Below are 25,218 nucleotides of genomic sequence, written 5' to 3' on the forward strand. Positions count from 1 at the left end.
TATGTTTTTTTATTAAAATCCTACTTCTACACCAAATGTATATGAACGGGTTTGTGGATAACTAAATAGATTAAATGCTCCGGCAACAAATCCAGCTGCACCTGGAGCAGATGTTTCTGCAGAACCAATACCTACTTCAGGGTCTCCTTCAAAGCCACTTACTGTAAGTATGTTTTGGCCTGTTCCGTATATTCTTAATGAACTGATAAATAAATTTTCGGTAAAAGAGCTTGGAAGACTATATGCTAACGTTAATGATCTAAGACGTAGGAAATCGCCTTTTTCAAGGAACCTAGTCGATGTTTGATCTGCTGTAGCTTGGAATAATGGACTAGGGAGTACGTTGGTGTCTCCTGGTTGTCTCCAAAAATTTAATGCTTCCGTTCTTAAATTAGAATCAATGTTACCAATGGCAACTCCTTGTTGTCTTTGGAAGTTAAGAATATAGTTTCCAGATTGAAAAGCCCAATCAGAACGTACACTAAAACCTTTCCAACTAAAATCAGTATAGAATCCACCTTGAATATCCGGAGCTGGAGATTTTCCATCTAATAATGTTTGGAAATCCGCGCTAAAGTTATCGGTAATTGCATCATTTTGATCAAGATATAATGGAGCTCCATTTGCAGGATTTACACCAGCGTACCTTGGTAGAAAGAATGTATTTAGTTCTTCACCTTCTCTTAGAATAGTATTCCCATTAATGATATCTGCTCCATCTAGAAGAGAAACAACCTCGTTGTTTAACTGGAAAGAAATATTACCACCTACAGAAAATTTAATAGCACTGTTTCTTATAATATCATAGTTTAAAGATACTTCTAATCCTTGATTCTCTATTTCACCAACATTAGTTGTTATTGAATTGTTTTGATCTCCTTGAGTTAAAGATAAAGGTCTAGGAAGTAATAATTCATCAGAATTTCTTTGGAAAAAGTCAACGACTCCGTTTAAGCGATTGTTGAATAATCCCCATTCTACCCCAATGTCAAGAGTCCTTTGTGCTTCCCATTGAATATTAGGATTTCCTAATCCAAAAGGAATTAATGCAGGATTTCCATTAAATGTACTGAAACCAGCCAAATCTAAGAATTGAAAATCTCCAATTGCTTGATTTCCTGCTGTTCCTAAAGAAGCTCTTAGTCTTAAATTACTAATTGTCGAATTGTCTGCTAAAAAATCTTCATTACTGATATTCCAAGCAGCACTACCACTCCAAAAATATCCTTCTTGATTATTTGGGCTAAAACGTGTAGATGTGTCACGACGTATACTTCCAGATACTACATATTTTCTGTCGTAATCATAGGTTAAGAATAATCCTTGAGAAAACAGTCTGTTTCTTGCTTCGTTTGAACCTGCTGTTTGAGCTTCTGTTGCAACATCTTGAAATGGAATGTCTGGAGAAGGGAATCCTCTACTTGTAGAAAACTGACTAGTAAAAATACGTTCTATGTATTCTAAAAGAAAATCAGCTTGAAGATTATGTACTCCATTATAAGTGTCTTTGTAACTAAATGTGTTTGTTACATTATATCGTAAATCTACAGAAGCATTATCTGTTTGAGTTCCAGGAAAATTGGCATCTCCTACAAATCCTTGAAGAACACCTCCAGCTAAAGACCTGTTTGTTCTGTTAAATCTATTTGATGTTGCTCCAACTAGGAAGTTATTTGAAAAATTATCTGAAAGTTTGATGTCCGCACCAAGACTTCCAATAATTAAGAAGTTTCTATTATCTTCTGGTTCAGTTTGAAGAGCTCTAGCTATAGGGAATCCTGTAGAAGTTGGATTAAATACATTGTCTCCATTTTCATCAACCTCAATATTTCCATCTGCATCTCTTAGGAAAAGAGGTTCATATGGATTGTAATCATAAAGTGCTCTAAATGGGTTTTGTACATTGTTTCTGTCTCTAGGTAAATCAGACGTATTACGTGATAAAGAGATGTTTGTGTTTACTTTTAACCATTTTTTTGCTTGGTACGAAGTATTTAAACGAAGTGAGGTCCTTTCAAAACCATCAATACGGTCAATAACTCCTGTATTCTTACTATATGCAAGAGATAAGAAATAATTTAATTTGTCATCTCCACCTGAAATAGAAAGTGAATTATTTTGAATAAAACCTTGTCTAAGTAATTCTTGTTCCCAATCTGTATCTAAAGCAATAAGTTCAGCTAACTCTTCTGGGGAAGATGTTGCTCCAGGTAAACTTTGGGCAGCTGTAACTCCTAGCTCTGCAAATTGTCTTTCAATCTCAAGTTTTCCTGCTGCATCAAAAAGATCAAACGGATCAGGAATGCGTTGAGAGTACCCTATGGAAGAATTAAAACTAATTTTAGCTTCCCCACTTTTTCCTTTTTTTGTTGTAATTAAAACAACGCCATTTGCTCCACGAGAACCATAAAGACTTACAGTTGCTGCATCTTTTAAAATAGAGAAGTTCTCAATATCGTTAGGATTGATGTTGTTTACGTCATTTGCATCAATTGGCACGCCGTCAACAACATATAATGGTGTTGTAGATGCACTTAAGGACCCAATACCACGTATTTGTACAAAAGCGGTTTGACCAGGTCGTCCATTTGCGCCTACGACTTGTACCCCTGCGGCTTTACCTTGTAATGCATTATCAAGACTGGTGGAAGGAACTAAGTTTTCTATATCCTTACCAGTAACGGTAGATACTGCAGATGTTGAGAGTTCTTTTGTTCTACTACCAAAACCTACAATGACAATTTCGTCAAGTGTATTGTCGGCTTCTAGCGTTGCCGTAATAGTAGTCTGGGTTCCAACAGGAATTTCGAGAGTCTTGTATCCTACATAGCTAATGACGATAATATCGGATGAATTAACATCGGGTAATGTGAATTTACCATCAAAATCAGTCTGTGTTCCATTTGATGTTCCTTTTACCAAAATATTAGCGCCTGGCAAAGGACCTTCGGACTCAAAAACCGTTCCTGATATCGTTTTTTCTTGTGCATGAGAAATCTGCACTGTCAATACTAAGAGTAGTATTGACAATAGTGTCAATTTTTTTTTCATTTCTTTTAAAGATTACAATTTTTTATAAAAATCACAATAAAAAGTTAATCGTACAACTATTTATTGCTAAATTTTAGGATAAATGGCATTTTTATTAAACTTTTCATAAAAACTGTTAATACTCTTAAGTGTCTATTTTGTATCAAAAAAGCACTTAATTTGGATGTGTTGTTTTAAGAAAATTTTACAATCCATTTAATTGTCCCTTAGAATTCTGTATGTGAGAATTCTTTATTTAAAATAGTTTGGAGGGGTCTCGAGGTATTTTCTATTTCAGGTTAAATTTTATCCTTTTTTTTCGCAGTATAGATAATCCCGATAATGATTTACTTTTAAGTTAATTTTAACATAATAAATAAGGAAAGGAAGCTGTTTTTAGGTGAAAAAAATACATTTTCTGCTGCTTGGATGTCTTTTTAAAAACGAATTGCGAGTTGAAAGTGTAATTTTGTGTTCGAAAATCGAAATGTTTGATTCTCTGTTTTGCCGTTTGCTATGTTGATTTTAAAAATACCAGCTTTAGTTCTTAGCCCTGCACCAATTCCAAAACTTACTAGTTTTTCTTTTTGATTGGCTATTTCATTCTCAAAATATGCTAAATCTATAATGCTATGTATATAAATTCCAGAATTTATGACATATCTATATTCCGTATTTAGTGTACTTACAAGATTTGCAAAAATACTATTCTCTTCAAATCCTCGTATGCTTGTGATTCCTCCAAACCTGTAAAGTTCATTTGTTAAGTACGAATCAGAAAGAAGTACTTGAGTTCTATTTTGTAAATAGATTTGATTGTATTCATTAAGTTTAAAAATATGACTGATGTATTCATTAATGCTTAATTGCTCTTCTTTTGAAGTCGTTGTTTGGCGATTACCTAATTCTCCTTCAATAATTAGTTGTGTTTTGGTGGGAAAGAAAAAGTCAGATTGAAGGTTAGTGTGTTTAAAACTACCTAATACTCTTTGTTGTGTAAAGTCTTCTATGACTTCATTTATGTCTGTCGATTCGATAAGATCTTCAGACTGTTTTGATTTGTATCCTAAGGAAATTGTGTTATTTGCATTTACTTGGTAAAATAAACTAACTTCTTGGCTGTTTTCAGAGAAGGTGCTGTCCTTTCTGAATAGTGAAAGCTGAGCCTCTACTCCTAAAGGACTTTTAAAAAGATAAGGTAATGTTGCTTTGATGTTTAATTGAGTTTGATCTTCTCCATCACTTTTGTAATTAAGAAGAAGTGTCTCTCCATAATTGAGATTGTTTGTTAGTATTAAATCTATGTAGCCGTCAAGCTGGAGTCTATTAGTTTCTTCATTTGTGGCAAAACCTAAAAAACCATCAAAACGATTGTTGACTTTTCGTTCTAAGTAAAAATAAACAGTAGTGCTGTCTTTTGTAAAAAGCACTTCAGGATCTTTCTTTGAAGAAATGAAACTAAGGTTGTTTAGCCGTTCGTTTTGCTCAATTAGTTCTTTTTGGTTAAAAGGCTTTCCTTCTTTTATCCTCGCATAATGTTTTATAAAACCCTTTGGAGCTTTCTCATATCCATTTATAATTATACGATCAGCATATCGATCAGTATCCTTTTCTGTAGTTAGTGTCCCTGTTAGACTATTAGATAAGTCTTTTTTTGCAATAGATGTTATTTGAAAACTAGTAAATGGATTTCCGCTATTTGCAGCAATATATGTTAAGTTTTCTAAGGCCGCTTTCGCGAAAGCGGTCTCAATAACAACACTATCGTTCTTTACTTTTATATTGGCTTGTTTAAAGTATTCTTTAATGGATTTGTCAGAGCCCACATATATTTTGATGTAAGTATAGCGCTTTCCTAAGTTTAAGATAGAAGTATAAGCAAATTTGTTGTTGCTTCTTTGTTCAGAGATGTCTATATATCCTAATTGAGAAAGATTGCTTTTTAAACTGTCTATGGTTTTTAAAAGAGGGGTGAGTTCGTTATACGTTTTTGCATAACCTAAACTGTCTATTACTTTTGTTTCGGTATCTGTTATTCCTTGAATTTTGAGTGTGAGTTTTTCTTCTTGAGCAAAACTTACAGAAGTAGTATATATATATAGGATATGAAAAAAGTAAATAATGCGTCTCAAGCAGTTGTAGTTTTTTTGATGTAAATCTAACGGTTTTTGAAAGTAAAAAGTGTTTGTGACGGTATTTAATTAGAAAAACCTATTAAAATAAGTGATTTAGTATTTGATAAACTTAAAAATATTTGTACTTTTGCAAGCCCTTAGAGAAGGGTTAGTTAATTTTAACAAAATTTAGGTAGAAAGAAATTATGCCAACAATTTCACAATTAGTACGAAAAGGAAGAGCCAAAATAACCAAGAAGAGTAAATCGGCTGCTTTAGATTCGTGCCCACAACGCCGCGGCGTATGTACTCGTGTTTACACGACTACACCTAAAAAACCAAACTCGGCTATGCGTAAAGTTGCGCGTGTTCGTTTAACAAATGGTAAAGAGGTGAATGCATACATCGGAGGTGAAGGACACAATCTTCAGGAGCACTCGATAGTATTGGTTAGAGGTGGAAGGGTAAAAGATTTGCCAGGAGTTAGATATCACATTGTACGTGGTGCTTTGGATACCGCAGGTGTTCAAGGAAGACTACAATCGAGATCTAAATATGGTGCAAAACGCCCTAAGAAGTAAATCATCAACACTTTTAAAGAGAAGAAATGAGAAAAAGACAGGCCAAAAAGAGACCACTTTTACCGGATCCACGCTTTAACGATCAGTTAGTAACTCGATTTGTTAATATGATGATGTGGGACGGAAAAAAATCGGTAGCCTTTAAAGTTTTTTACGATGCAATTGATATCGTAGAAGAAAAGAAAACAGACGACGAAAAAACAGCACTTGAAATGTGGAAGGATGCATTATCTAATGTAATGCCTCACGTTGAAGTACGTAGTCGTCGAGTAGGAGGGGCAACTTTCCAAATCCCTATGCAAATTCGTCCAGATCGTAAGATCTCAACTGCGATGAAGTGGTTAATCGGTTTTGCAAGAAAAAGAAACGAAAAGTCAATGGCTTCTAAACTTGCTGCAGAAATTCTTGCTGCTGCAAAAGAAGAAGGTGCTGCTGTTAAAAAGCGTACTGATACGCATAAAATGGCAGAAGCAAATAAAGCATTTTCACACTTTAGATTCTAAGAAATGGCAAGAGATTTAAAATTCACTAGAAATATTGGTATTGCTGCGCACATTGATGCAGGAAAAACTACTACTACTGAACGTATTCTTTATTATACAGGTGTGAGTCATAAAATTGGAGAAGTACATGATGGTGCTGCTACAATGGACTGGATGGAGCAAGAACAAGAGCGTGGTATCACGATTACTTCTGCTGCGACTACCTGTACTTGGGAATTTCCTATTGAAAATGGGGAATCTACTCCAGATACAAAAGGATACCATTTTAATATTATAGATACTCCAGGTCACGTTGATTTTACTGTAGAGGTAAATAGATCATTACGTGTACTTGATGGGTTAGTGTTCTTATTTAGTGCTGTTGATGGTGTTGAGCCTCAGTCAGAAACTAACTGGAGACTAGCGGATAATTACAAAGTGCCACGTATTGGTTTTGTAAATAAAATGGACCGTCAAGGGTCTAACTTTTTAGAAGTATGTCAGCAAGTTAAAGATATGTTAGGTTCTAATGCAGTACCTATTGTATTGAATATTGGTGATGAAGAAGATTTTAAAGGAATTGTTGATTTAGTTAAGAATCGTGCTATTGTATGGCATGAGGAAGGAATGGGATCAACATTTGATATTGTTGATATTCCTGAAGATCTTAAAGAAGAGGCTAAGATGCTTCGTGGTAAACTTATTGAAGAAGTTGCTGCGTATGATGAGAATCTTCTTGAGAAATTCATGGAAGATGAAGAGTCAATTACGGAAGAAGAAGTGCATGCTGCGCTTCGTGCTGCTGTAATGGATATGTCTATTATTCCTATGATCTGTGGGTCTGCATTTAAGAATAAAGGAGTTCAGTTCCTTCTTGATGCGGTATGTCGTTATTTACCTTCTCCTACGGATAAAGAAGGTATTGTTGGTGTAAATCCAAATACAGATGAGGAAGAATTACGTAAGCCAGATGTTAAGGAGCCATTTGCTGCTTTAGCATTTAAAATTGCTACAGATCCTTTTGTAGGACGTTTAGCATTTTTTAGAGCATATTCAGGTCGTTTAGATGCTGGATCTTATGTTTTAAATAATCGTTCTGGTAAAAAAGAACGTATCTCTCGTATCTATCAGATGCATGCTAACAAGCAAAATGCAATTGAATATATAGAAGCTGGAGATATAGGGGCTGCTGTTGGATTCAAATCTATTAAAACAGGAGACACTCTTACCGATCAAGCGCATCCTATAGTGTTGGAATCTATGGATTTCCCTGATCCAGTAATTGGTATTGCGGTAGAGCCAAAGACGAAGGCAGATGTTGATAAATTAGGGCTTGGTTTGGCTAAATTAGCTGAGGAAGATCCAACGTTTACAGTGCGTTCTGATGAAGCTTCAGGGCAGACTATTATATCTGGAATGGGTGAACTTCACTTAGATGTTATTGTAGACCGTTTAAAGCGTGAATTTAAAGTAGAAGTTAACCAGGGTCAACCACAGGTTGAGTACAAGGAGGCTATTACTGCTACAGCAGAACATAGAGAAACGTACAAAAAGCAATCAGGTGGACGTGGTAAATTTGCAGATATCGTATTTACAATTGAGCCAGCAGAAGAAGGTTTTGTAGGACTTGAGTTTGTAAATAAGATTAAAGGTGGAAACGTACCAAAAGAATTTGTTCCTTCTATTGAGAAAGGTTTCAAAATGGCAATGGTAAATGGGCCTTTAGCAGGTTATGAGGTGGACGCTATTAAAGTAACACTGACAGATGGATCTTTCCATGATGTGGATTCTGATCAATTATCATTCGAACTTGCTGCAAAATTAGGTTTTAAAAATTCAGCTAAAGCTGCTAAAGCCGTAATAATGGAGCCTATTATGAAACTTGAGGTAATTACGCCTGAGGAGAATATGGGAGATATTGTAGGTGACCTTAACCGTCGCCGTGGTCAAGTGAGTGATATGGGTGATCGTGCTGGTGCAAAAACTGTAAAAGCAACGGTGCCACTTTCAGAAATGTTTGGATATGTAACTACATTAAGAACGTTGTCTTCTGGACGTGCAACCTCAACAATGGAATTTTCTCATTATGCTGAGACTCCTTCTAATATTTCTGAAGAAGTAATTGCAGCATCTAAAGGAACAAACTAATTACTAAGGATATGAGTCAAAAAATAAGAATCAAATTAAAGTCTTACGACCACAACTTAGTAGATAAGTCTGCTGAGAAGATCGTAAAGACAGTAAAAACAACTGGAGCTGTAGTAACTGGACCAATTCCGCTTCCTACACATAAGAAAATTTTTACAGTACTACGTTCTCCACACGTAAACAAAAAATCTCGTGAGCAATTTGAGCTTAGCTCTTATAAGCGTTTACTTGATATTTATAGTTCATCTTCAAAGACGATTGATGCGTTAATGAAGCTTGAATTGCCAAGTGGAGTAGAAGTAGAGATAAAAGTGTGATAGATTGAGTGTGCTTTCGCGAAAGCACACTTAACACTATAAAATGTCCTGAGCTGCGAGCAAAGGAAAAACGGAAAAATACATTCAGGGTTGAAGGTATTTGGCCCTGTTTTTTTTGAATAGAATTTTTAATAATTAATATAAATAAATATGTCTGGGTTAATCGGAAAAAAAGTAGGTATGACCAGCATCTTTGACGAAAATGGAAAGAATATTCCATGTACGGTCTTAGAGGTAGGTCCCTGCGTAGTTACCCAAGTCAGAACCACAGAAACTGACGGGTATGAAGCCCTTCAACTTGGTTTCGATGACGCGAAAAAGGCAAACAAAGCTGCTAGCGGTCACGCTAAAAAAGCAGGTACGGTTGCAAAACGCAAAGTTGTCGAGTTTCAAGGATTTGAAGGAGAATTTAAATTAGGAGATGCGATCACTGTAGATCACTTTGAAGAAGGTGAATTTGTAGATGTGGCTGGTACTTCAAAAGGTAAAGGTTTTCAAGGAGTTGTTAAGCGTCACGGTTTTGCCGGAGTAGGACAAGCAACTCACGGTCAACATAACCGTTTGAGGGCTCCAGGTTCTATTGGTGCTGCTTCTTATCCTGCACGTGTATTCAAAGGAATGCGTATGGCAGGACGTATGGGAGGTGATCAAGTGAAAGTTCAAAATTTAAGAGTTTTAAAAGTAGTTGCAGATAAAAATCTACTTGTTGTAAAAGGATGTGTTCCTGGTCACAAAAACGCTTATGTAACCATTCAGAAATAATGAAAGTAGCAGTTGTAGATATTAAAGGAAAAGAAACAGGGAGAAAGGCAGACCTTTCTGATGCTGTTTTTGCTATTGAGCCTAATAATCATGCTGTATACTTAGACGTAAAGCAATATCTTGCTAATCAACGTCAAGGAACTCATAAGGCAAAAGAGAGAGCTGAGATTTCAGGATCTACTCGTAAGATTAAAAAACAAAAAGGAACTGGTACGGCTCGTGCGGGTAGTATCAAGTCTGGTGTTTTTAAAGGAGGAGGAAGAATGTTTGGTCCTAGACCAAGAAATTATTCTTTCAAACTTAATAAAGGATTAAAAAGATTAGCACGTCGTTCTGCACTTTCTTTAAAGGCAAATGATAAAGCAATCACAGTCGTAGAAGACTTTAATTTTGAAACTCCAAAGACAAAAGATTTTATCAATGTGCTTAAGGCTTTAGGTCTTGAAAACAAAAAATCTTTGATAGTGTTGGGAGAGTCAAATAATAATGTATATTTGTCGTCACGCAATTTAAAGAGCACTGAAGTTGTAACAAGCTCAGAATTAAGTACTTACAAAATTATGAATGCTAATAATGTTGTATTGCTTGAAGGTTCTTTAGAAGGTATTGAGACTAACTTAGCTAAATAAGACGTCATGAGTATTTTAATAAAACCTGTTATTACGGAAAAAGCTACGATGGATAGTGAGGTTAATAATCGCTATACTTTCGAAGTAAGTATGAGAACAAATAAGGTTGAAATTAAAAAAGCAGTTGAGTCTGCTTATGGCGTTTCAGTTGAAAAAGTTCGAACAATGAATGTCCGTCCAGATCGCAAATCTCGTTATACGAAATCTGGGGTTATTACTGGTAAAACAAGTGCTATCAAAAAAGCAATTGTACAGTTGGCGGAAGGTGATACAATAGATTTTTATAACAACATTTAATTTCTTAAAATGTCAGTAAGAAAACTAAAACCTATCACTCCAGGGCAGCGATTTAGAGTTGTAAATGGTTTCGACCAGATTACAACTGACAAGCCAGAAAAGAGCCTTTTGGCTCCGAGAAAACGCTCAGGGGGTAGAAACAACACAGGAAAAATGACTGTACGCCAATTAGGTGGGGGTCATAAAAGAAGGTATCGTATAATCGATTTCAAACGTAACAAGGAAGGAATTCCAGCTACGGTTGCTTCGATTCAGTACGATCCAAACAGAACAGCATTTATTGCATTGCTTAATTACCAAGATGGTGAAAAGCGTTATGTAATTGCTCAAAACGGTCTTGAAGTAGGTCAAAATCTAGTATCTGGTCCAAATGTGGCTCCAGAAATTGGAAATGCAATGCCTCTTTCAGATATTCCATTAGGTACAATCGTTTCTTGTATAGAATTGCGTCCAGGTCAAGGAGCTGTAATGGCTCGTAGTGCTGGTGCATTTGCACAATTAATGGCACGTGATGGTAAGTTTGCTACGGTAAAATTACCTTCAGGGGAAACAAGATTGATTCTTGTGACTTGTATGGCAACGATCGGAGCGGTGTCTAATAGTGATCATCAGTTATTAGTATCTGGTAAAGCTGGTAGAAGCCGTTGGTTAGGTAGAAGACCTCGTGTACGTCCAGTAGTGATGAACCCTGTCGATCACCCAATGGGAGGTGGAGAAGGTAAATCTTCTGGAGGTCACCCTCGTAATAGAAACGGTGTTCCTGCTAAAGGGTATAGAACGCGTTCTAAAACGAAAGCGAGTAATAAATATATTGTAGAACGTAGAAAGAAATAATTAAGATATGGCACGTTCATTAAAAAAAGGACCTTACGTTCACTATAAATTAGAAAAGAAAGTTGCTGCAAATATTGAAGCAAGTAAAAAGACTGTCATCAAGACCTGGTCTAGAGCTTCAATGATTACTCCAGATTTTGTGGGGCAAACAATAGCAGTGCATAATGGTCGCCAATTTGTTCCAGTATATGTTACTGAGAATATGGTAGGTCATAAATTAGGAGAATTTTCACCAACTCGTTCTTATAGAGGACATGCTGGTGCAAAAAATAAAGGTAAAAAATAATTGAAGTCATGGGAGTTCGTAAAAGAGAATCAGCAGAAGCGCGCAAGGCTGCTAATAAGCAAGTAGCTTTCGCTAAATTGAATAACTGCCCGACTTCACCTCGTAAAATGCGTTTAGTAGCAGATATGATACGCGGCGCAAAGGTGGAGAGAGCACTTCAGTTATTGAAATTTAGTAATAAAGAAGCATCTCGTAAAGTTGAAAAGCTTGTCCTTTCTGCAATTGCAAATTGGGAAGCAAAAAATGAAGACGCAAGTCTTGAAGATGCAGATCTTTTTATTAAAGAGATCAAAGTGGATAGTGGAGCGATGTTAAAAAGACTTCGTCCTGCACCACAAGGTCGTGCACACAGAATAAGAAAACGCAGCAATCACGTTACAGTTGTGCTTGCAGCAAACGATAACACACAAAGCAATTAATTAGATGGGACAGAAGACAAATCCAATCGGAAATCGCCTAGGAATTATCAGAGGATGGGAATCTAACTGGTACGGTGGTAACGACTACGGTGATAAACTTGCCGAAGACGATAAGATTAGACGTTACATTCACGCTCGTTTAAGTAAAGCTAGTGTGTCACGTGTAATTATTGAGCGTACGCTTAAACTTGTAACCGTTACTATCACTACTGCTAGACCTGGTATTATTATTGGGAAAGGTGGTCAAGAGGTAGACAAGTTAAAAGAAGAGCTTAAGAAGATTACTGAGAAAGAAGTACAAATTAATATCCACGAGATCAAACGTCCAGAACTTGATGCATTTTTGGTAGGGTCAAGTGTTGCTCGTCAAATAGAGGGTCGTATCTCTTTTCGTCGTGCAATCAAAATGGCTATTGCGGCTGCAATGCGTATGAATGCCGAGGGTATTAAAATTCAGATTTCTGGACGTTTGAATGGTGCTGAAATGGCGCGTTCAGAGTCTTATAAAGATGGACGTATTCCTTTATCAACATTTAGAGCCGACATAGATTATGCTTTAGTTGAAGCTCATACTACTTATGGTAGATTGGGTATTAAAGTGTGGATTATGAAAGGTGAAGTATATGGCAAAAGAGAGCTTTCTCCATTAGTTGGTTTACAGAAGAAATCAGGTAAAGGGGGTTCAGGTAAAGATAACCGAGGACCTCGTCGTAGAAAGTAATTTTTTAAAAGAACAAAAAAATGTTACAGCCTAAAAAAACAAAATTCCGTAAGCAGCAAAAAGGACGTATGAAGGGTCTTTCTCAAAGAGGACATACACTTTCAAATGGAACTTTTGGAATTAAGTCAACAGACTCAAATTTCATTACTGCTAGACAAATAGAAGCAGCTCGTATTGCTGCAACACGTTACATGAAAAGGGAAGGTCAATTATGGATCAAAATATTCCCGGATAAGCCTATAACGAAGAAGCCTCTTGAGGTACGTATGGGTAAAGGTAAAGGTGCTGTAGAATATTGGGCAGCTGTTGTAAAACCAGGACGTATTTTATTTGAAGTAGGTGGAGTGCCTGAGCCAGTGGCTAAAGAAGCACTTAGACTTGCCGCTCAAAAACTTCCTGTTAGAACGAAATATATCGTAGCTAGAGATTTTTCAGCTGAATAAATTTTAAGATAATGAAACAATCAGAGGTAAAAGGATTATCTGCAGCAGAATTACAAGAAGAACTTGGAAAAGCTAAAAGATCTTATGCGGATCTTAAAATGGCACATACCATTTCTCCATTAGAGAATCCTATTCAATTGCGTTCTTTGAGACGTACAGTCGCAAGAATAGCAACTGAGTTAACTAAAAGAGAACAATAACGCCGCTTAAGATGGAAAAAAGAAATTTAAGAAAAGAGCGTATCGGTGTTGTAACCAGTAACAAGATGCAAAAATCAATTGTTGTTGCAGAGGTTAAAAAGGTAAAACACCCTATGTATGGTAAATTCGTTTTGAAAACGAAAAAATACGTAGCACACGACGAAACAAACGACTGCAACGAAGGAGATACTGTTAGGATTATGGAAACTCGTCCTATGAGTAAATCAAAATGTTGGAGACTAGTAGAAATCATTGAAAGAGCTAAGTAATGTTACAGCAAGAATCAAGATTAAAAGTAGCAGATAACACAGGAGCAAAAGAAGTTTTGACTATCCGTGTGTTGGGAGGTACTAAGAGAAGATATGCTTCTGTAGGAGATAAGATTGTTGTATCTGTAAAAGATGCAACACCTAATGGCCAAATTAAAAAAGGAGCCGTTTCTACAGCAGTAGTTGTGCGTACTAAGAAAGAAGTACGTCGTCCAGATGGATCATATATCCGTTTTGATGATAATGCTTGTGTTCTTTTAAACGCTCAAGGTGAAATGCGAGGAACTCGTGTTTTTGGACCAGTAGCGAGAGAACTTCGTGATAAGCAATTCATGAAGATTGTATCATTGGCACCAGAAGTGCTTTAATACATAAGAAGATGACAAAACTTAAAATAAAATCTGGAGATACTGTTCGTGTTACTGCTGGAGACCAAAAAGGTAAGGAAGGTAAAGTGACGAAAGTGTTTATCGATAAAAATAAGGTTATCGTTGAAGGTGTAAACATGGTTAAAAAACATGAAAAGCCTAGCGCTGCAAACCCTCAAGGTGGTATTAAAGAAAAAGAAGCACCTCTTCAAGTTTCAAATCTATCTTTAATAGATAGTAATGGTAAAGCTACAAGAGTAGGTTACCGTATGGAAGGAGATAAGAAGGTTCGTTTCGCAAAAACAACAAACGAAATTATATAGTCATGGGATACGTACCAAGATTAAAACAAGAGTTTAAAGATCGTGTGACGGTCGCTCTTACAGAAGAATTTGGCTATAAGAATGTAATGCAGGTTCCTAAACTAAATAAGATCATAGTATCTAGAGGAGTTGGAGCAGCAGTTGCTGATAAAAAATTGGTTGAAAATGCAGTAGATGAACTTACCCTAATTACAGGGCAAAGAGCTGTCTCTACAATTTCAAAGAAAGATGTTGCTACTTTTAAACTTCGTAAAGGAATGCCAATTGGAGCAAAAGTAACTTTACGTGGTGAACGTATGTATGAATTTCTTGATAGATTGATTACATCAGCACTTCCACGAGTAAGAGACTTTGGAGGAATAAATGCTACTGGATTTGATGGTAGAGGTAATTACAATATGGGAATTACTGAACAAATCATTTTTCCAGAAATCAATATCGATAGAATAAAGAAGATTGATGGTATGAATATTACTTTTGAAACTTCTGCCTCTACTGATAAAGAAGCAAAATCATTGTTAACAGAACTAGGTTTACCTTTCAAAAAGAACTAATTATGGCTAAAGAATCAATGAAAGCCCGTGAGGTGAAAAGAGCAAAGACAGTTGCTAAATATGCTGAAAAACGTAAAGCTTTAAAAGAAGCTGGAGATTATGATGCATTACAGAAGCTGCCTAAGAACGCATCACCTGTACGTATGCACAACCGTTGTAAATTGACAGGTCGTCCTAAAGGATATATGAGACAATTTGGTATTTCACGTGTAACATTTCGTGAAATGGCAAATCAAGGTCTTATTCCAGGTGTAAAGAAAGCTAGTTGGTAATAAATATTAATAAGTAGAAGGTTTCATATAGATGAAAAACCACTACTGTAAATTCATATAAATGAACACAGATCCAATTGCAGATTTTCTAACTAGAGTTAGAAATGCAGCTGCAGCCAATCACAGAGTCGTTGAGATTCCTGCATCAAACCTTAAAAAGGAGATGACAAAAATCTTATTCGATCAAGGTTATATATTAAGTTACAAATTTGAAACAGGTAAGTCTCAGGATACTATCAAGATTGCATTGAAGTATGATGGATTAACAAAAGAATCTGTAATTAAGGATATTCAAAGAATAAGTAAACCTGGTTTACGTAAATACGCATCATCTTCAGATATACCTCGTATATTGAATGGTTTAGGTATTGCTATTGTTTCAACTTCTAAAGGAGTTATGACAGGAAAGCAAGCTCAACAAGCTAATGTAGGTGGCGAAGTACTTTGTTACGTTTACTAACCCAGTTAAAAAGACAAAGAAATGTCAAGAATAGGTAAAAGTCCAATTACAGTACCAGACGGTGTTACAATTAATGTAGCAGATGGTGTTGTAACCGTAAAAGGAAAGTTAGGTGAACTTACACAAGAGTTTTCAGATATTGCTATTAAAGTAGAAGATGGAACGATTACTCTTGAACGCGATTCAGATAAAAAAGATATTAGAGCAAAGCACGGTTTATATCGTTCGCTTATTTTTAATATGATTGAAGGTGTTTCAAAAGGATGGACCAAGGAATTAGAGCTTATAGGAGTAGGATATCGTGCTAGTAATCAAGGTCAAAAATTAGATTTGGCTGTTGGTTTCTCTCATAATATTGTTTTAGAAATCGCTCCTGAGGTAAAAGTGGAAACTGTATCTGAGAAAGGTAAAAATCCAATTGTAAAATTAACGTCTCACGATAAACAACTGGTAGGTCAAGTTGCTGCAAAAATACGCGCCTTCCGTAAGCCTGAACCATATAAAGGAAAAGGGATTAAGTTTGTAGGAGAGATCATTAGAAGAAAAGCAGGGAAATCTGCATAATACATAGGTTATGGCATTATCAAAAAGTGAAAAAAGAAATAGAATTCATTTGAGAATTCGTAAGACTATTTCTGGAACTGCAGAGCGCCCTAGACTCTGTGTATTTAGAAGTAATAAAGAGATTTATGCTCAGATAATCGATGATTTATCTGGTCAGACTTTAGGAGCTGCTTCTTCTCGTGATAAAGGAATTGTTACTTCAGACGTAAACAAATCTGAAATCGCAAAACTTGTAGGAAAAGCAATTGCAGAGAAAGCTGTAAAATCAGGAGTTGAATCTGTTGTATTTGACAGAGGAGGTTACTTATATCATGGAAGAGTTAAACAACTAGCAGAAGGCGCTCGAGAGGGTGGACTTAAATTCTAAATAAATTATGTATCAGAATTATAAAAACGTAGAGTTAGTTAAACCTAGTGGTTTAGAACTTAAAGATCGCTTAGTAGGGGTACAACGTGTTACTAAAGTAACAAAAGGAGGTAGAGCCTTTGGTTTTTCTGCTATTGTAGTCGTAGGTGATGAGAATGGTGTTGTAGGTCAAGGGTTAGGGAAATCTAAAGAAGTTGCTTCTGCTATTGCAAAAGCAGTAGAGGACGCTAAGAAAAACCTTGTACGTATTCCATTAAATAAGAAGTCAATTCCTCACGAGCAAAAAGGAAAATATGGTGGAGCTAGAGTATTATTACTTCCAGCAGCTGCCGGAACAGGAGTAATTGCAGGTGGTGCGATTAGAGCCGTATTAGAGTCTGTAGGAATACATGATGTATTATCTAAGAATCAAGGTTCTTCAAATCCACATAACGTTGTTAAAGCTACTTTTGATGCATTACTTCAATTAAGAAGTGCTGAAACTGTTGCAAAACAAAGAGGGATTTCTCTTGATAAAGTATTTAAAGGATAAACCAAGAAGTTATGGCAAAGATTAAAGTAACAAAGGTTCGAAGTGCGATTAATCGTCCTAAAGACCAAAAGAGAACCCTAGAGGCTCTTGGATTAAGAAAGATGGGCCAAGTAAAGGAGCATGAAAATACTCCTAATATTCTTGGTATGATAAATAAAGTAAGTCATTTAGTTTCTGTAGAAGAAGCTTAAATAATTAGTATAGATGAATTTAAATACTTTACAACCTGCAAAGGGTTCAGTTAAGAAAAACGATAGCCGTAAAGGTCGTGGTCAGGCAACTGGTAACGGTGGTACAGCTGGTCGTGGACATAAAGGACAAAAATCTCGTTCTGGTTATTCTAAGAAAATAGGTTTTGAAGGAGGTCAAATGCCTTTACAAAGACGTGTTCCTAAATTTGGTTTTAAAAACATTAATCGCAAAGAGTATGCAGGTGTAAACTTAGATACTCTTCAAGAATATGTTGATGCAGGTCGTATTAAAGATGAGGTTACTCTTGATGTGTTAATCGAGAATCGTCTTGTTGGAAAAAGCGATCTAGTAAAAATATTAGGAAGAGGAGAGCTTAAAGCAAAACTTAAAGTGTCTGCTCATAAGTTTACAGCATCAGCAAAGCAAGCTGTTGAAGCTGCTGGAGGAGAAGCTGTAACTTTATAATTGATATAAGAGGATGAAATTTATAGATACAATAAAAAATATTTGGAAGATTGACGAGCTTAAGAATCGTATTTTGCTTACGTTAACTCTGCTCCTCGTATATCGTTTTGGTGCCCAAGTAGTACTACCTGGTATTGATGCTTCTCAATTAGGAGGATTTGCTGCTAATTTTGATGCTGGTCTAGGAGGTATACTTAATGCATTTACTGGAGGAGCTTTTTCTAATGCGTCAGTATTTGCACTTGGTATTATGCCATATATTTCTGCTTCTATTGTAGTTCAATTAATGGGGATAGCAATTCCTTATTTACAGAAATTACAAAAAGAAGGAGAAAGTGGTCGTCGTAAGATTAATCAGATTACAAGATGGCTTACTATAGGAATTTGTTTATTACAAGCTCCTGGTTATCTTGCTGCTCTTGGAACATTAGGAGTTCCTGAATCTGCTTTTATTTTAGGTAAAACACCTGTCTTCTATATTTCATCAGTATTAATACTTGTAACAGGTTGTGTTTTTGCAATGTGGTTGGGAGAAAAAATTACAGATAAAGGTATTGGTAATGGTATATCACTTTTAATTATGGTGGGTATTATTGCAACAATGCCTCTTTCATTTGTCCAAGAATGGGTTGCTCGTGTAACAGAATCTAACGGAGGAATCATTATGATTCTAATAGAATTAGTAATATGGTTTGTAATTATATTATTATCTGTTCTTCTGGTGATGGCTGTACGGCAAATCCCAGTCTCTTATGCAAGAAGAACTGCAAGTGGAGCCTATGAGAAAAACGTTTTTGGAAGTAGACAATATATTCCATTAAAATTGAATGCTTCAGGAGTAATGCCTATTATATTTGCACAAGCAATTATGTTTGTACCAGGTTTGATTGGATCAGCTAGTTTCTTAGAAAATACTTCTGCAGGACAATGGTTACAAGCTGAGTTTGGAGGAAATATATTTGGATTTTGGTATAATCTAGTATTTGGATTATTAATTATAATCTTTACGTACTTCTATACAGCAATTACAGTTCCTACAAATAAAATGGCAGATGATCTTAAACGTAGTGGTGGTTTTATAGCTGGGATTCGTCCTGGAAGTGAAACAGCAGAATATTTGGATAAGATAATGTCTCAGATTACATTACCAGGATCTGTATTTTTAGCATTAATAGCAATATTCCCAGCAATAGCTTTTAATGTCATAGGAATACAACAAGGATGGGCTTTATTTTATGGAGGAACATCACTTTTGATTATGGTGGGAGTTGCCATAGATACAATGCAACAAGTAAACTCATACCTGCTTAATAGACATTATGATGGTCTTATGAAGTCAGGTAAAAATCGTAAAGCGGTAGCATAATGGCAAAACAAGCAGCTATAGAACAAGATGGATCAATTATAGAGGCATTGTCTAATGCAATGTTTAGAGTTGAACTAGAAAATGGTCACGTAGTGACGGCGCACATATCAGGTAAAATGCGCATGCACTATATTAAATTATTACCTGGAGATAAAGTAAAATTAGAAATGAGTCCTTATGATTTATCTAAGGCTCGTATAACGTACCGTTATTAACGGGAAAATAGCTTGATATGAAAGTAAGAGCGTCTATTAAAAAGAGAAGTGCCGATTGTAAGATTGTACGTCGCAAAGGCAGATTATACGTAATTAACAAAAAGAACCCTAGGTTTAAACAAAGACAAGGTTAAAAGTTATGGCTAGAATCGCAGGGATTGATATCCCAAAACAAAAAAGAGGTGTAATTGCATTAACTTACATCTTTGGAATCGGTAAGAGTAGAGCACAAGAAATTTTGGCTACTGCTAATGTATCTGAAGATAAAAAAGTCTCTGATTGGGATGACGACGAAATTGGTCGTATTCGTGATGCAGTGGGTAGTTTTACTATCGAAGGAGAATTACGTAGTGAAGTATCATTAAACATTAAACGTTTAATGGATATAGGATGTTATAGAGGTATTCGCCACCGTACAGGACTTCCCTTAAGAGGTCAACGTACAAAGAATAACTCTCGTACAAGAAAAGGAAAGCGTAAAACTGTTGCAAACAAGAAGAAAGCAACTAAATAATAACTTGTAGTAATGGCAAAGCAAAGTACAAAAAAACGTAAAGTTGTTATAGAATCTGTGGGTGAAGCACACATCACAGCATCTTTTAATAACCTGATTATATCTTTAACTAATAAGAAAGGAGATGTAATATCTTGGTCGTCTGCTGGTAAAATGGGCTTTAGAGGTTCTAAAAAGAACACTCCATATGCTGCTCAAACTGCTGCAGAAGATTGCGCAAAAGTTGCTCACGAAGCAGGCTTGCGTAAAGTAAAAGTATATGTAAAAGGACCTGGTAATGGACGTGAGTCTGCTATTAGATCTATTCATAATAGCGGTATTGAAGTTACAGAAATTATTGATGTAACTCCAGCACCACATAATGGTTGTCGTCCACCAAAAAGACGTCGTGTTTAATTTTAATTTAATATCTAGAGGGAATAGAGTTTGCGAAGGATTGACCTTAATTCCTAACCCCCTCAAAAAAACTTTTTAAATGGCAAGATATACTGGTCCTAAGACTAAAATTGCTCGTAAATTTAGTGAAGCAATTTTTGGAGATGATAAATCTTTTGAAAAAAGAAATTATCCTCCTGGACAACACGGAAACAACAGACGTAGAGGAAAAAAATCTGAATACGCTGTTCAATTACAAGAAAAACAGAAAGCAAAATATACATATGGTATATTAGAGCGTCAGTTTAGAAACCTATATGCAAAAGCAAATAGATCAAACGGAATTACTGGTGAGGTTTTACTTCAATTTTGTGAGCAACGTTTAGATAATGTAGTATATAGAATGGGGATTTCTCCTTCAAGAAATGGATCACGTCAATTAGTATCACATAGACATATTACTGTAAATGGAGGTATTGTTAATATTCCATCTTACCAAGTAAAACCTGGGGATGTTATTGCAGTGCGCGAAAAATCAAAATCATTAGAAGTTGTTGAAAACTCATTGGCTAATGCAAGTCATGTTTATGAGTGGATCACATGGAATAATGATAAGAAAGAAGGTACATTTGTAGCTGTCCCTCAGCGTATCCAAATACCTGAAAATATCAATGAGCAATTCATTGTCGAATTATACTCTAAGTAAAATTAACTAAAGCTAGAAAACACGATATGGCAATATTAAATTTCCAAAAGCCTGATAAAGTCATTATGATTGACTCTACTGATTTTGAAGGTAAGTTTGAGTTTAGACCTTTAGAACCTGGTTATGGTTTAACCGTAGGAAACGCTTTAAGACGTGTATTACTTTCTTCTTTAGAAGGTTTTGCAATCACTTCTGTTCGTATAGAAGGCGTAGATCATGAGTTTTCTACAATCGCTGGAGTAGTTGAAGATGTAACGGAGATTATTCTTAATCTAAAGCAAGTACGTTTTAAGAGACAGATAGAAGAAATAGATAATGAAACTGTTACTATTTCACTTTCTGGCATAGATCAACTTACTGCAGGAGATTTTCAGAAATTTATTTCTGGATTTCAAGTTCTTAACCCAGACCTTATTATCGCAAATATGGATAAGAAGGTTAATGTAAATATGGAAATTACCATAGAAAAGGGAAGAGGTTACGTACCAGCAGAAGAAAATAAAAAATCAAATGCACCTCTAGGAACAATATTTACAGATTCTATATACACACCTATTAGAAATGTAAAATATAGCATTGAAAACTACCGTGTAGAGCAAAAAACAGATTATGAAAAATTAATCTTTGAAATAATTACAGACGGTTCTATTCATCCTAAAGAAGCTCTTACTGAAGCTGCAAAAACACTTATTCATCACTTTATGTTATTTTCTGATGAGCGTATCACCCTTGAGGCTGATGAGATTGCTCAAACAGAAACATATGATGAAGAGTCACTTCATATGAGGCAATTACTTAAGACAAAACTTATCGATATGGATCTTTCGGTACGTGCTCTTAACTGTCTTAAAGCTGCAGAAGTAGACACATTAGGAGATCTAGTTTCTTTTAATAAAAATGATCTTATGAAGTTTAGAAACTTTGGTAAGAAATCATTAACAGAATTGGAAGAACTTGTAAATGTGAAAGGTTTAAATTTTGGTATGGATTTATCAAAGTATAAACTAGATAAAGATTAATTACGATTTGTACGCTTTCGCGAAAGCGAATAAAGAATAACAACAATGAGACACGGAAAGAAAATTAATCATTTAGGAAGAAAAACAGCCCATAGAAAAGCAATGCTTGCTAATATGGCTTGTTCCCTAATTGAACATAAAAGAATAAACACAACTGTTGCAAAGGCTAAAGCACTTAAGCAGTTTGTTGAACCATTAGTAACAAAATCTAAAGAAGATACAACACATAATAGACGTATTGTATTTGCTCGTTTACGTCAAAAAGATGCCGTAACAGAACTTTTTAGAGAAGTTGCAGTAAAAATAGGAGATCGCCCTGGTGGATATACTCGTATTATTAAATTAGGTAATAGACTTGGGGATAATGCTGATATGGCAATGATCGAACTTGTAGATTATAATGAAATTTATAATGCTGGTAAACCTGCTAAAAAGAAATCTACACGTCGCGGTAGAACTAAAAAAGTAGAAGCAACTCCAGTTGCAGATACCACTTCTAACGAGGAAGAATAGATCGGGAAACCTGTTACAAAAAGGTTAAATAGTATCGGGATTTACCGCAAGGTGAATCCCTTTTTTTATTTTTACAGTGTTAAGTTAAAATATGGCAAAGTATTTGAACTTGAAATTGATATAAATTTGAAATTATAGAATTATGAAAAAATTAATTATTGTTTTAGTATCCTTTGTGATTACTTCTATAGGATACGCGCAACAAAATGCGGTTGATACGAATAACAATGTGCTTAACGCACTTGCAACATACGGACCAGATGGAGCAAATATAGGTGCATCTAGTTTTGTGCGTAATCCAGCTAGACCTATAGATGGAACTGTATATTTATTTGAGAGTTGGTCTAATAACACACTTATAGTAACAACTACTCAGGAAAAACCTATTAGACTTAATAGTAATATTAATTTTAATGCAAAACGAAATGTCTTTGAATCAAAAATTGATGATGAAACTATTTTCACGTTTGATTTTACAAACATTGAAAAAATTGTAATTAATAATAGAGTTTTTAAAAATGTATATTCTCCAGTTGATGGTGGATATAGAATTTTTGAGGTAGTTGCTGAAACCAATGACTTTGAGATCTATAAAGATTATACAATAGATATAAGAGAAGGGAACCCTAATCCATTACTAGCTCGTGCAAATGATAAGTACCTTATGAGAGATGGATATTATGTGAAAAAAGGAAAATCTTTTAAGAAATTTAAACTTAAAAAATCTGCAATTCTTCAAGTAGCAGGATCTAAATCTTCTAATCTAGAGAAGTATGCAAAAGATAATAACCTCAATTTTAAAAGTGAGCGAGATTTACAGAAAATAGCAAGTTATTACAGAACATTATAGTAAGAGTAAGTACTTCACTAAAATAAAATTGTTATGAAAAAGATTTTTTTTATAGTACTAGTATCTGTAATGAGTTCAGTAGTTATGTTTTCACAAGATGATGCTGGAGGTGATACCTTTAGAAATACTCTTAACTTAGGTCAGGTTTCTAATGAACAGCCTGCAAATGCTACTTTTGCAATTTCTTATATTGCTCCTAGTAGTATAGATGGTTCGAAATATTTATATGACGACTGGAAAAATGTTGGGGTTTTAGAAACTGGAAAAAATAAAAAATATAGAATTGAAAATTTAAACTATGATGTAGAGAGAGATGCTTTTGTTTCTAAAATAAGTAAAGACTCTGTGCTTGTATTCAATACTGTTAACTTTAAAAAAATTGTTATTAATAACAAAAACTTTAAAGTTGTCGATAAAGTAAATGAAAATGGAATGATGTTCATGGAGGTTGTAGGAGAAGCAGATAGTTTTTCATTACTTAAAGATTATAAGTTAACAATTAGAGAAGGTGTTTTTTCACCAACTAAAGGAAAAGGTAATGATGAATATGTTATTTCTTATAAATATTATGTTCAAAGAAATGGACAAATCACAGCCATCAAGTTTAAAAAATCAGAATTGTTAAAAATATTTGGTTCAAAAGCAGATCAGATTAAATCTTTTGCAAAAAAAAATAGACTATCATTTAATAAAGATAAGGATGTAAAAAGGATGTTTTTGTACCTTAATAAGATATCCTAAGTTAGGTTATAACATATTTTAAAAAAGAGCTTGAAAAAAGCTCTTTTTTTTTGGCTTAGTATTTTAAGCGATATAATATATTTGCAGATAAATTATAATAGTATATTATGAAATATCAATCTCGACGTCCAGCACTTATTCTATTAGCAGATGGAACTATTTTTCATGGGAAGTCTGTTGGTGATGTAGAAGGTACTTCTTTTGGAGAAGTGTGTTTTAATACAGGAATGACAGGCTATCAAGAAATTTTTACAGATCCATCGTATTTTGGACAACTTATGGTCACTACAAATGCTCATATAGGGAACTATGGAGCAACACAGGAAGAGACAGAGTCTAATGGCGTCAAGATATCGGGGCTTATATGTAGAAACTTTAGCTATACGTTTTCAAGACAAGATGCTCAGGAATCTTTGGAGGACTTTCTTTCAGCAAATAAGCTTTTTGCAATATCTGATGTAGATACAAGGGCTTTAGTAGCTTATATAAGAGATAACGGGGCAATGAATGCTGTGATTACTACCGATGTTGATAATATAGTATTATTAAAGACTAAGCTTTCGGAAGTCCCTAGTATGAGCGGATTGGAGCTAGCTTCAAAGGTGTCAACAAAAGAACCTTATTATTTTGGAGAAGAAACTTCAGAAATAAAGATCGCAGCACTAGATATAGGTATCAAACGTAATATACTTCGTAATTTATCTAAGCGAGGAGCATATATAAAAGTATTTCCTTATAATACACCATATGCTGAAATGAAATCTTGGAATGCAGATGGTTATTTTCTTTCCAATGGACCTGGAGACCCAGAACCATTGGATAATGCAATACAAGTTGCAAAAGACATCATAACTGAAAATCATCCTTTATTTGGAATCTGTCTAGGACATCAAGTCATTGCTCTTGCAAATGGAATCTCTACATATAAAATGCATAATGGTCATAGAGGAATAAACCACCCAATAAAAAACCTGATTACTGGAAAAGGTGAGATTACATCTCAAAATCATGGCTTTGCAATTAATAGAGAAGAAACAGAGGCTAATGCTAATGTAGAAATAACGCACGTACATCTTAATGATCATACGGTAGCTGGTATTAAAATTAAAAACAAAAATTGTTTTTCAGTTCAATATCACCCAGAAGCAAGTCCGGGACCAAATGATGCAACATACCTTTTTGATCAATTTATAGAAAATATTAAAAAAGCAAAAGCTTAATGTTAAAATAAAGTTGATAGCAAAAGAATCATAAATATGCGAAAACGTTATCGCTACTATTCATGAAATT

37 protein-coding genes are annotated in these 25,218 nt (G+C 35.0%); 35 read left to right on the forward strand and 2 right to left on the reverse strand.

Annotated elements, in window-relative coordinates:
• Positions 1–12 precede the first annotated feature (12 nt).
• Together ABJD27_RS14790 and ABJD27_RS14795 are read right to left on the reverse strand one after the other, a co-directional pair.
• Positions 13–3,051 carry a TonB-dependent receptor gene (locus ABJD27_RS14790; protein ID WP_348167808.1) on the reverse strand — a complete coding sequence of 1,013 codons (3,039 nt, stop codon included), beginning with the start codon at positions 3,049–3,051 and terminating at the stop codon, positions 13–15.
• Positions 3,052–3,467: 416 nt separating this feature from the next.
• Positions 3,468–5,162, reverse strand: coding sequence for a BamA/TamA family outer membrane protein (locus tag ABJD27_RS14795; RefSeq protein WP_348167811.1), 1,695 nt, complete (start codon positions 5,160–5,162; stop codon positions 3,468–3,470).
• Positions 5,163–5,350: 188 nt separating this feature from the next.
• On the opposite strand from ABJD27_RS14795, the gene rpsL reads away from it, so the two are divergent.
• From rpsL to carA, 35 genes are all read left to right on the forward strand, one after another.
• Positions 5,351–5,725 (forward strand): 30S ribosomal protein S12, encoded by a 375-nt coding sequence (rpsL, locus tag ABJD27_RS14800; protein ID WP_089373255.1) that lies wholly within the window; start codon positions 5,351–5,353, stop codon positions 5,723–5,725.
• 26 nt (positions 5,726–5,751) lie between these two features.
• The gene (rpsG, locus tag ABJD27_RS14805) at positions 5,752–6,228 is read left to right on the forward strand and encodes a 30S ribosomal protein S7 (RefSeq protein ID WP_348167814.1); all 477 of its coding nucleotides are present in this window, start codon (positions 5,752–5,754) and stop codon (positions 6,226–6,228) included.
• Between the two features lie 3 nt (positions 6,229–6,231).
• Positions 6,232–8,355, forward strand: a complete 2,124-nt coding sequence (gene fusA, locus ABJD27_RS14810; protein WP_348167817.1) for an elongation factor G — start codon at positions 6,232–6,234, stop codon at positions 8,353–8,355.
• Positions 8,356–8,366: 11 nt separating this feature from the next.
• Positions 8,367–8,672 (forward strand): 30S ribosomal protein S10, encoded by a 306-nt coding sequence (rpsJ, locus tag ABJD27_RS14815; protein WP_013073266.1) that lies wholly within the window; start codon positions 8,367–8,369, stop codon positions 8,670–8,672.
• A 150-nt stretch (positions 8,673–8,822) separates the two neighbouring features.
• Positions 8,823–9,434: a 50S ribosomal protein L3 gene (gene rplC / locus ABJD27_RS14820; protein WP_348167821.1), complete on the forward strand. Its 612-nt coding sequence runs from the start codon at positions 8,823–8,825 to the stop codon at positions 9,432–9,434.
• Positions 9,434–10,063 carry a 50S ribosomal protein L4 gene (rplD, locus tag ABJD27_RS14825; RefSeq protein WP_348167824.1) on the forward strand — a complete coding sequence of 210 codons (630 nt, stop codon included), beginning with the start codon at positions 9,434–9,436 and terminating at the stop codon, positions 10,061–10,063. Before rplC ends, rplD begins: the two co-directional genes overlap by 1 nt.
• 6 nt (positions 10,064–10,069) lie before the next feature.
• The gene (gene rplW, locus ABJD27_RS14830; protein WP_348167827.1) at positions 10,070–10,360 is read left to right on the forward strand and encodes a 50S ribosomal protein L23; all 291 of its coding nucleotides are present in this window, start codon (positions 10,070–10,072) and stop codon (positions 10,358–10,360) included.
• 9 nt (positions 10,361–10,369) lie between these two features.
• Positions 10,370–11,194, forward strand: coding sequence for a 50S ribosomal protein L2 (gene rplB / locus ABJD27_RS14835; protein ID WP_348167830.1), 825 nt, complete (start codon positions 10,370–10,372; stop codon positions 11,192–11,194).
• Between the two features lie 7 nt (positions 11,195–11,201).
• Positions 11,202–11,480 carry a 30S ribosomal protein S19 gene (gene rpsS, locus ABJD27_RS14840; RefSeq protein WP_348167833.1) on the forward strand — a complete coding sequence of 93 codons (279 nt, stop codon included), beginning with the start codon at positions 11,202–11,204 and terminating at the stop codon, positions 11,478–11,480.
• 8 nt (positions 11,481–11,488) lie between these two features.
• Positions 11,489–11,899: a 50S ribosomal protein L22 gene (rplV, locus tag ABJD27_RS14845; protein WP_348167836.1), complete on the forward strand. Its 411-nt coding sequence runs from the start codon at positions 11,489–11,491 to the stop codon at positions 11,897–11,899.
• Between the two features lie 4 nt (positions 11,900–11,903).
• Positions 11,904–12,620: a 30S ribosomal protein S3 gene (rpsC, locus tag ABJD27_RS14850; RefSeq protein ID WP_348167839.1), complete on the forward strand. Its 717-nt coding sequence runs from the start codon at positions 11,904–11,906 to the stop codon at positions 12,618–12,620.
• A 20-nt stretch (positions 12,621–12,640) separates the two neighbouring features.
• The gene (gene rplP / locus ABJD27_RS14855; RefSeq protein WP_089373245.1) at positions 12,641–13,063 is read left to right on the forward strand and encodes a 50S ribosomal protein L16; all 423 of its coding nucleotides are present in this window, start codon (positions 12,641–12,643) and stop codon (positions 13,061–13,063) included.
• 11 nt (positions 13,064–13,074) lie between these two features.
• The gene (gene rpmC / locus ABJD27_RS14860) at positions 13,075–13,263 is read left to right on the forward strand and encodes a 50S ribosomal protein L29 (protein WP_348167842.1); all 189 of its coding nucleotides are present in this window, start codon (positions 13,075–13,077) and stop codon (positions 13,261–13,263) included.
• 11 nt (positions 13,264–13,274) lie between these two features.
• Entirely contained in the window at positions 13,275–13,532 is a 258-nt protein-coding gene (gene rpsQ, locus ABJD27_RS14865; RefSeq protein WP_348167845.1) for a 30S ribosomal protein S17, read from the forward strand.
• Positions 13,532–13,900 (forward strand): 50S ribosomal protein L14, encoded by a 369-nt coding sequence (gene rplN, locus ABJD27_RS14870; protein ID WP_013751332.1) that lies wholly within the window; start codon positions 13,532–13,534, stop codon positions 13,898–13,900. The genes rpsQ and rplN overlap by 1 nt, the downstream gene beginning before the upstream one ends.
• Positions 13,901–13,911: 11 nt before the next feature.
• Positions 13,912–14,223, forward strand: coding sequence for a 50S ribosomal protein L24 (rplX, locus tag ABJD27_RS14875; protein ID WP_348167848.1), 312 nt, complete (start codon positions 13,912–13,914; stop codon positions 14,221–14,223).
• A 2-nt stretch (positions 14,224–14,225) separates the two neighbouring features.
• A complete protein-coding gene (rplE, locus tag ABJD27_RS14880; RefSeq protein WP_348167851.1) occupies positions 14,226–14,777 on the forward strand; it encodes a 50S ribosomal protein L5 in 552 nt (183 codons plus the stop codon).
• A gap of 2 nt (positions 14,778–14,779) precedes the next feature.
• On the forward strand, positions 14,780–15,049 hold the full coding sequence (rpsN, locus tag ABJD27_RS14885; RefSeq protein ID WP_348167854.1) for a 30S ribosomal protein S14: 270 nt from the start codon (positions 14,780–14,782) through the stop codon (positions 15,047–15,049).
• 61 nt (positions 15,050–15,110) lie between these two features.
• Positions 15,111–15,509: a 30S ribosomal protein S8 gene (gene rpsH, locus ABJD27_RS14890; protein WP_348167857.1), complete on the forward strand. Its 399-nt coding sequence runs from the start codon at positions 15,111–15,113 to the stop codon at positions 15,507–15,509.
• 21 nt (positions 15,510–15,530) lie between these two features.
• Positions 15,531–16,073: a 50S ribosomal protein L6 gene (gene rplF / locus ABJD27_RS14895; RefSeq protein ID WP_348167860.1), complete on the forward strand. Its 543-nt coding sequence runs from the start codon at positions 15,531–15,533 to the stop codon at positions 16,071–16,073.
• 10 nt (positions 16,074–16,083) lie between these two features.
• Complete coding sequence (gene rplR / locus ABJD27_RS14900) at positions 16,084–16,440, forward strand: 50S ribosomal protein L18 (protein ID WP_348167863.1); 357 nt, start codon at positions 16,084–16,086, stop codon at positions 16,438–16,440.
• Between the two features lie 7 nt (positions 16,441–16,447).
• A complete protein-coding gene (rpsE, locus tag ABJD27_RS14905) occupies positions 16,448–16,972 on the forward strand; it encodes a 30S ribosomal protein S5 (protein ID WP_348167866.1) in 525 nt (174 codons plus the stop codon).
• Between the two features lie 11 nt (positions 16,973–16,983).
• Entirely contained in the window at positions 16,984–17,163 is a 180-nt protein-coding gene (rpmD, locus tag ABJD27_RS14910; protein ID WP_348167869.1) for a 50S ribosomal protein L30, read from the forward strand.
• Positions 17,164–17,176: 13 nt separating this feature from the next.
• Complete coding sequence (gene rplO / locus ABJD27_RS14915) at positions 17,177–17,629, forward strand: 50S ribosomal protein L15 (RefSeq protein WP_348167872.1); 453 nt, start codon at positions 17,177–17,179, stop codon at positions 17,627–17,629.
• Positions 17,630–17,642: 13 nt separating this feature from the next.
• The gene (gene secY, locus ABJD27_RS14920; RefSeq protein ID WP_348167875.1) at positions 17,643–18,995 is read left to right on the forward strand and encodes a preprotein translocase subunit SecY; all 1,353 of its coding nucleotides are present in this window, start codon (positions 17,643–17,645) and stop codon (positions 18,993–18,995) included.
• A complete protein-coding gene (infA, locus tag ABJD27_RS14925; protein ID WP_013751343.1) occupies positions 18,995–19,210 on the forward strand; it encodes a translation initiation factor IF-1 in 216 nt (71 codons plus the stop codon). Before secY ends, infA begins: the two co-directional genes overlap by 1 nt.
• Positions 19,211–19,227: 17 nt before the next feature.
• Complete coding sequence (gene ykgO / locus ABJD27_RS14930; RefSeq protein ID WP_010519235.1) at positions 19,228–19,344, forward strand: type B 50S ribosomal protein L36; 117 nt, start codon at positions 19,228–19,230, stop codon at positions 19,342–19,344.
• A gap of 5 nt (positions 19,345–19,349) precedes the next feature.
• On the forward strand, positions 19,350–19,724 hold the full coding sequence (rpsM, locus tag ABJD27_RS14935) for a 30S ribosomal protein S13 (RefSeq protein WP_348167881.1): 375 nt from the start codon (positions 19,350–19,352) through the stop codon (positions 19,722–19,724).
• 12 nt (positions 19,725–19,736) lie between these two features.
• Positions 19,737–20,120 carry a 30S ribosomal protein S11 gene (gene rpsK / locus ABJD27_RS14940; protein ID WP_348167884.1) on the forward strand — a complete coding sequence of 128 codons (384 nt, stop codon included), beginning with the start codon at positions 19,737–19,739 and terminating at the stop codon, positions 20,118–20,120.
• A gap of 79 nt (positions 20,121–20,199) precedes the next feature.
• On the forward strand, positions 20,200–20,805 hold the full coding sequence (gene rpsD, locus ABJD27_RS14945; protein WP_348167887.1) for a 30S ribosomal protein S4: 606 nt from the start codon (positions 20,200–20,202) through the stop codon (positions 20,803–20,805).
• Between the two features lie 26 nt (positions 20,806–20,831).
• Positions 20,832–21,824 carry a DNA-directed RNA polymerase subunit alpha gene (locus tag ABJD27_RS14950; RefSeq protein WP_348167890.1) on the forward strand — a complete coding sequence of 331 codons (993 nt, stop codon included), beginning with the start codon at positions 20,832–20,834 and terminating at the stop codon, positions 21,822–21,824.
• Positions 21,825–21,869: 45 nt separating this feature from the next.
• Positions 21,870–22,337, forward strand: a complete 468-nt coding sequence (gene rplQ, locus ABJD27_RS14955; RefSeq protein WP_348167893.1) for a 50S ribosomal protein L17 — start codon at positions 21,870–21,872, stop codon at positions 22,335–22,337.
• 142 nt (positions 22,338–22,479) lie between these two features.
• Positions 22,480–23,187, forward strand: coding sequence for a hypothetical protein (locus ABJD27_RS14960; protein ID WP_348167896.1), 708 nt, complete (start codon positions 22,480–22,482; stop codon positions 23,185–23,187).
• Between the two features lie 33 nt (positions 23,188–23,220).
• On the forward strand, positions 23,221–23,928 hold the full coding sequence (locus ABJD27_RS14965) for a hypothetical protein (protein WP_348167899.1): 708 nt from the start codon (positions 23,221–23,223) through the stop codon (positions 23,926–23,928).
• Positions 23,929–24,035: 107 nt separating this feature from the next.
• A complete protein-coding gene (gene carA / locus ABJD27_RS14970) occupies positions 24,036–25,148 on the forward strand; it encodes a glutamine-hydrolyzing carbamoyl-phosphate synthase small subunit (protein ID WP_348167902.1) in 1,113 nt (370 codons plus the stop codon).
• The last annotated feature ends 70 nt before the right edge of the window (positions 25,149–25,218 follow it).

Origin of the sequence: Dokdonia sp., from assembly GCF_039945015.1 — a bacterium.
Lineage (GTDB): Bacteria > Bacteroidota > Bacteroidia > Flavobacteriales > Flavobacteriaceae > Dokdonia.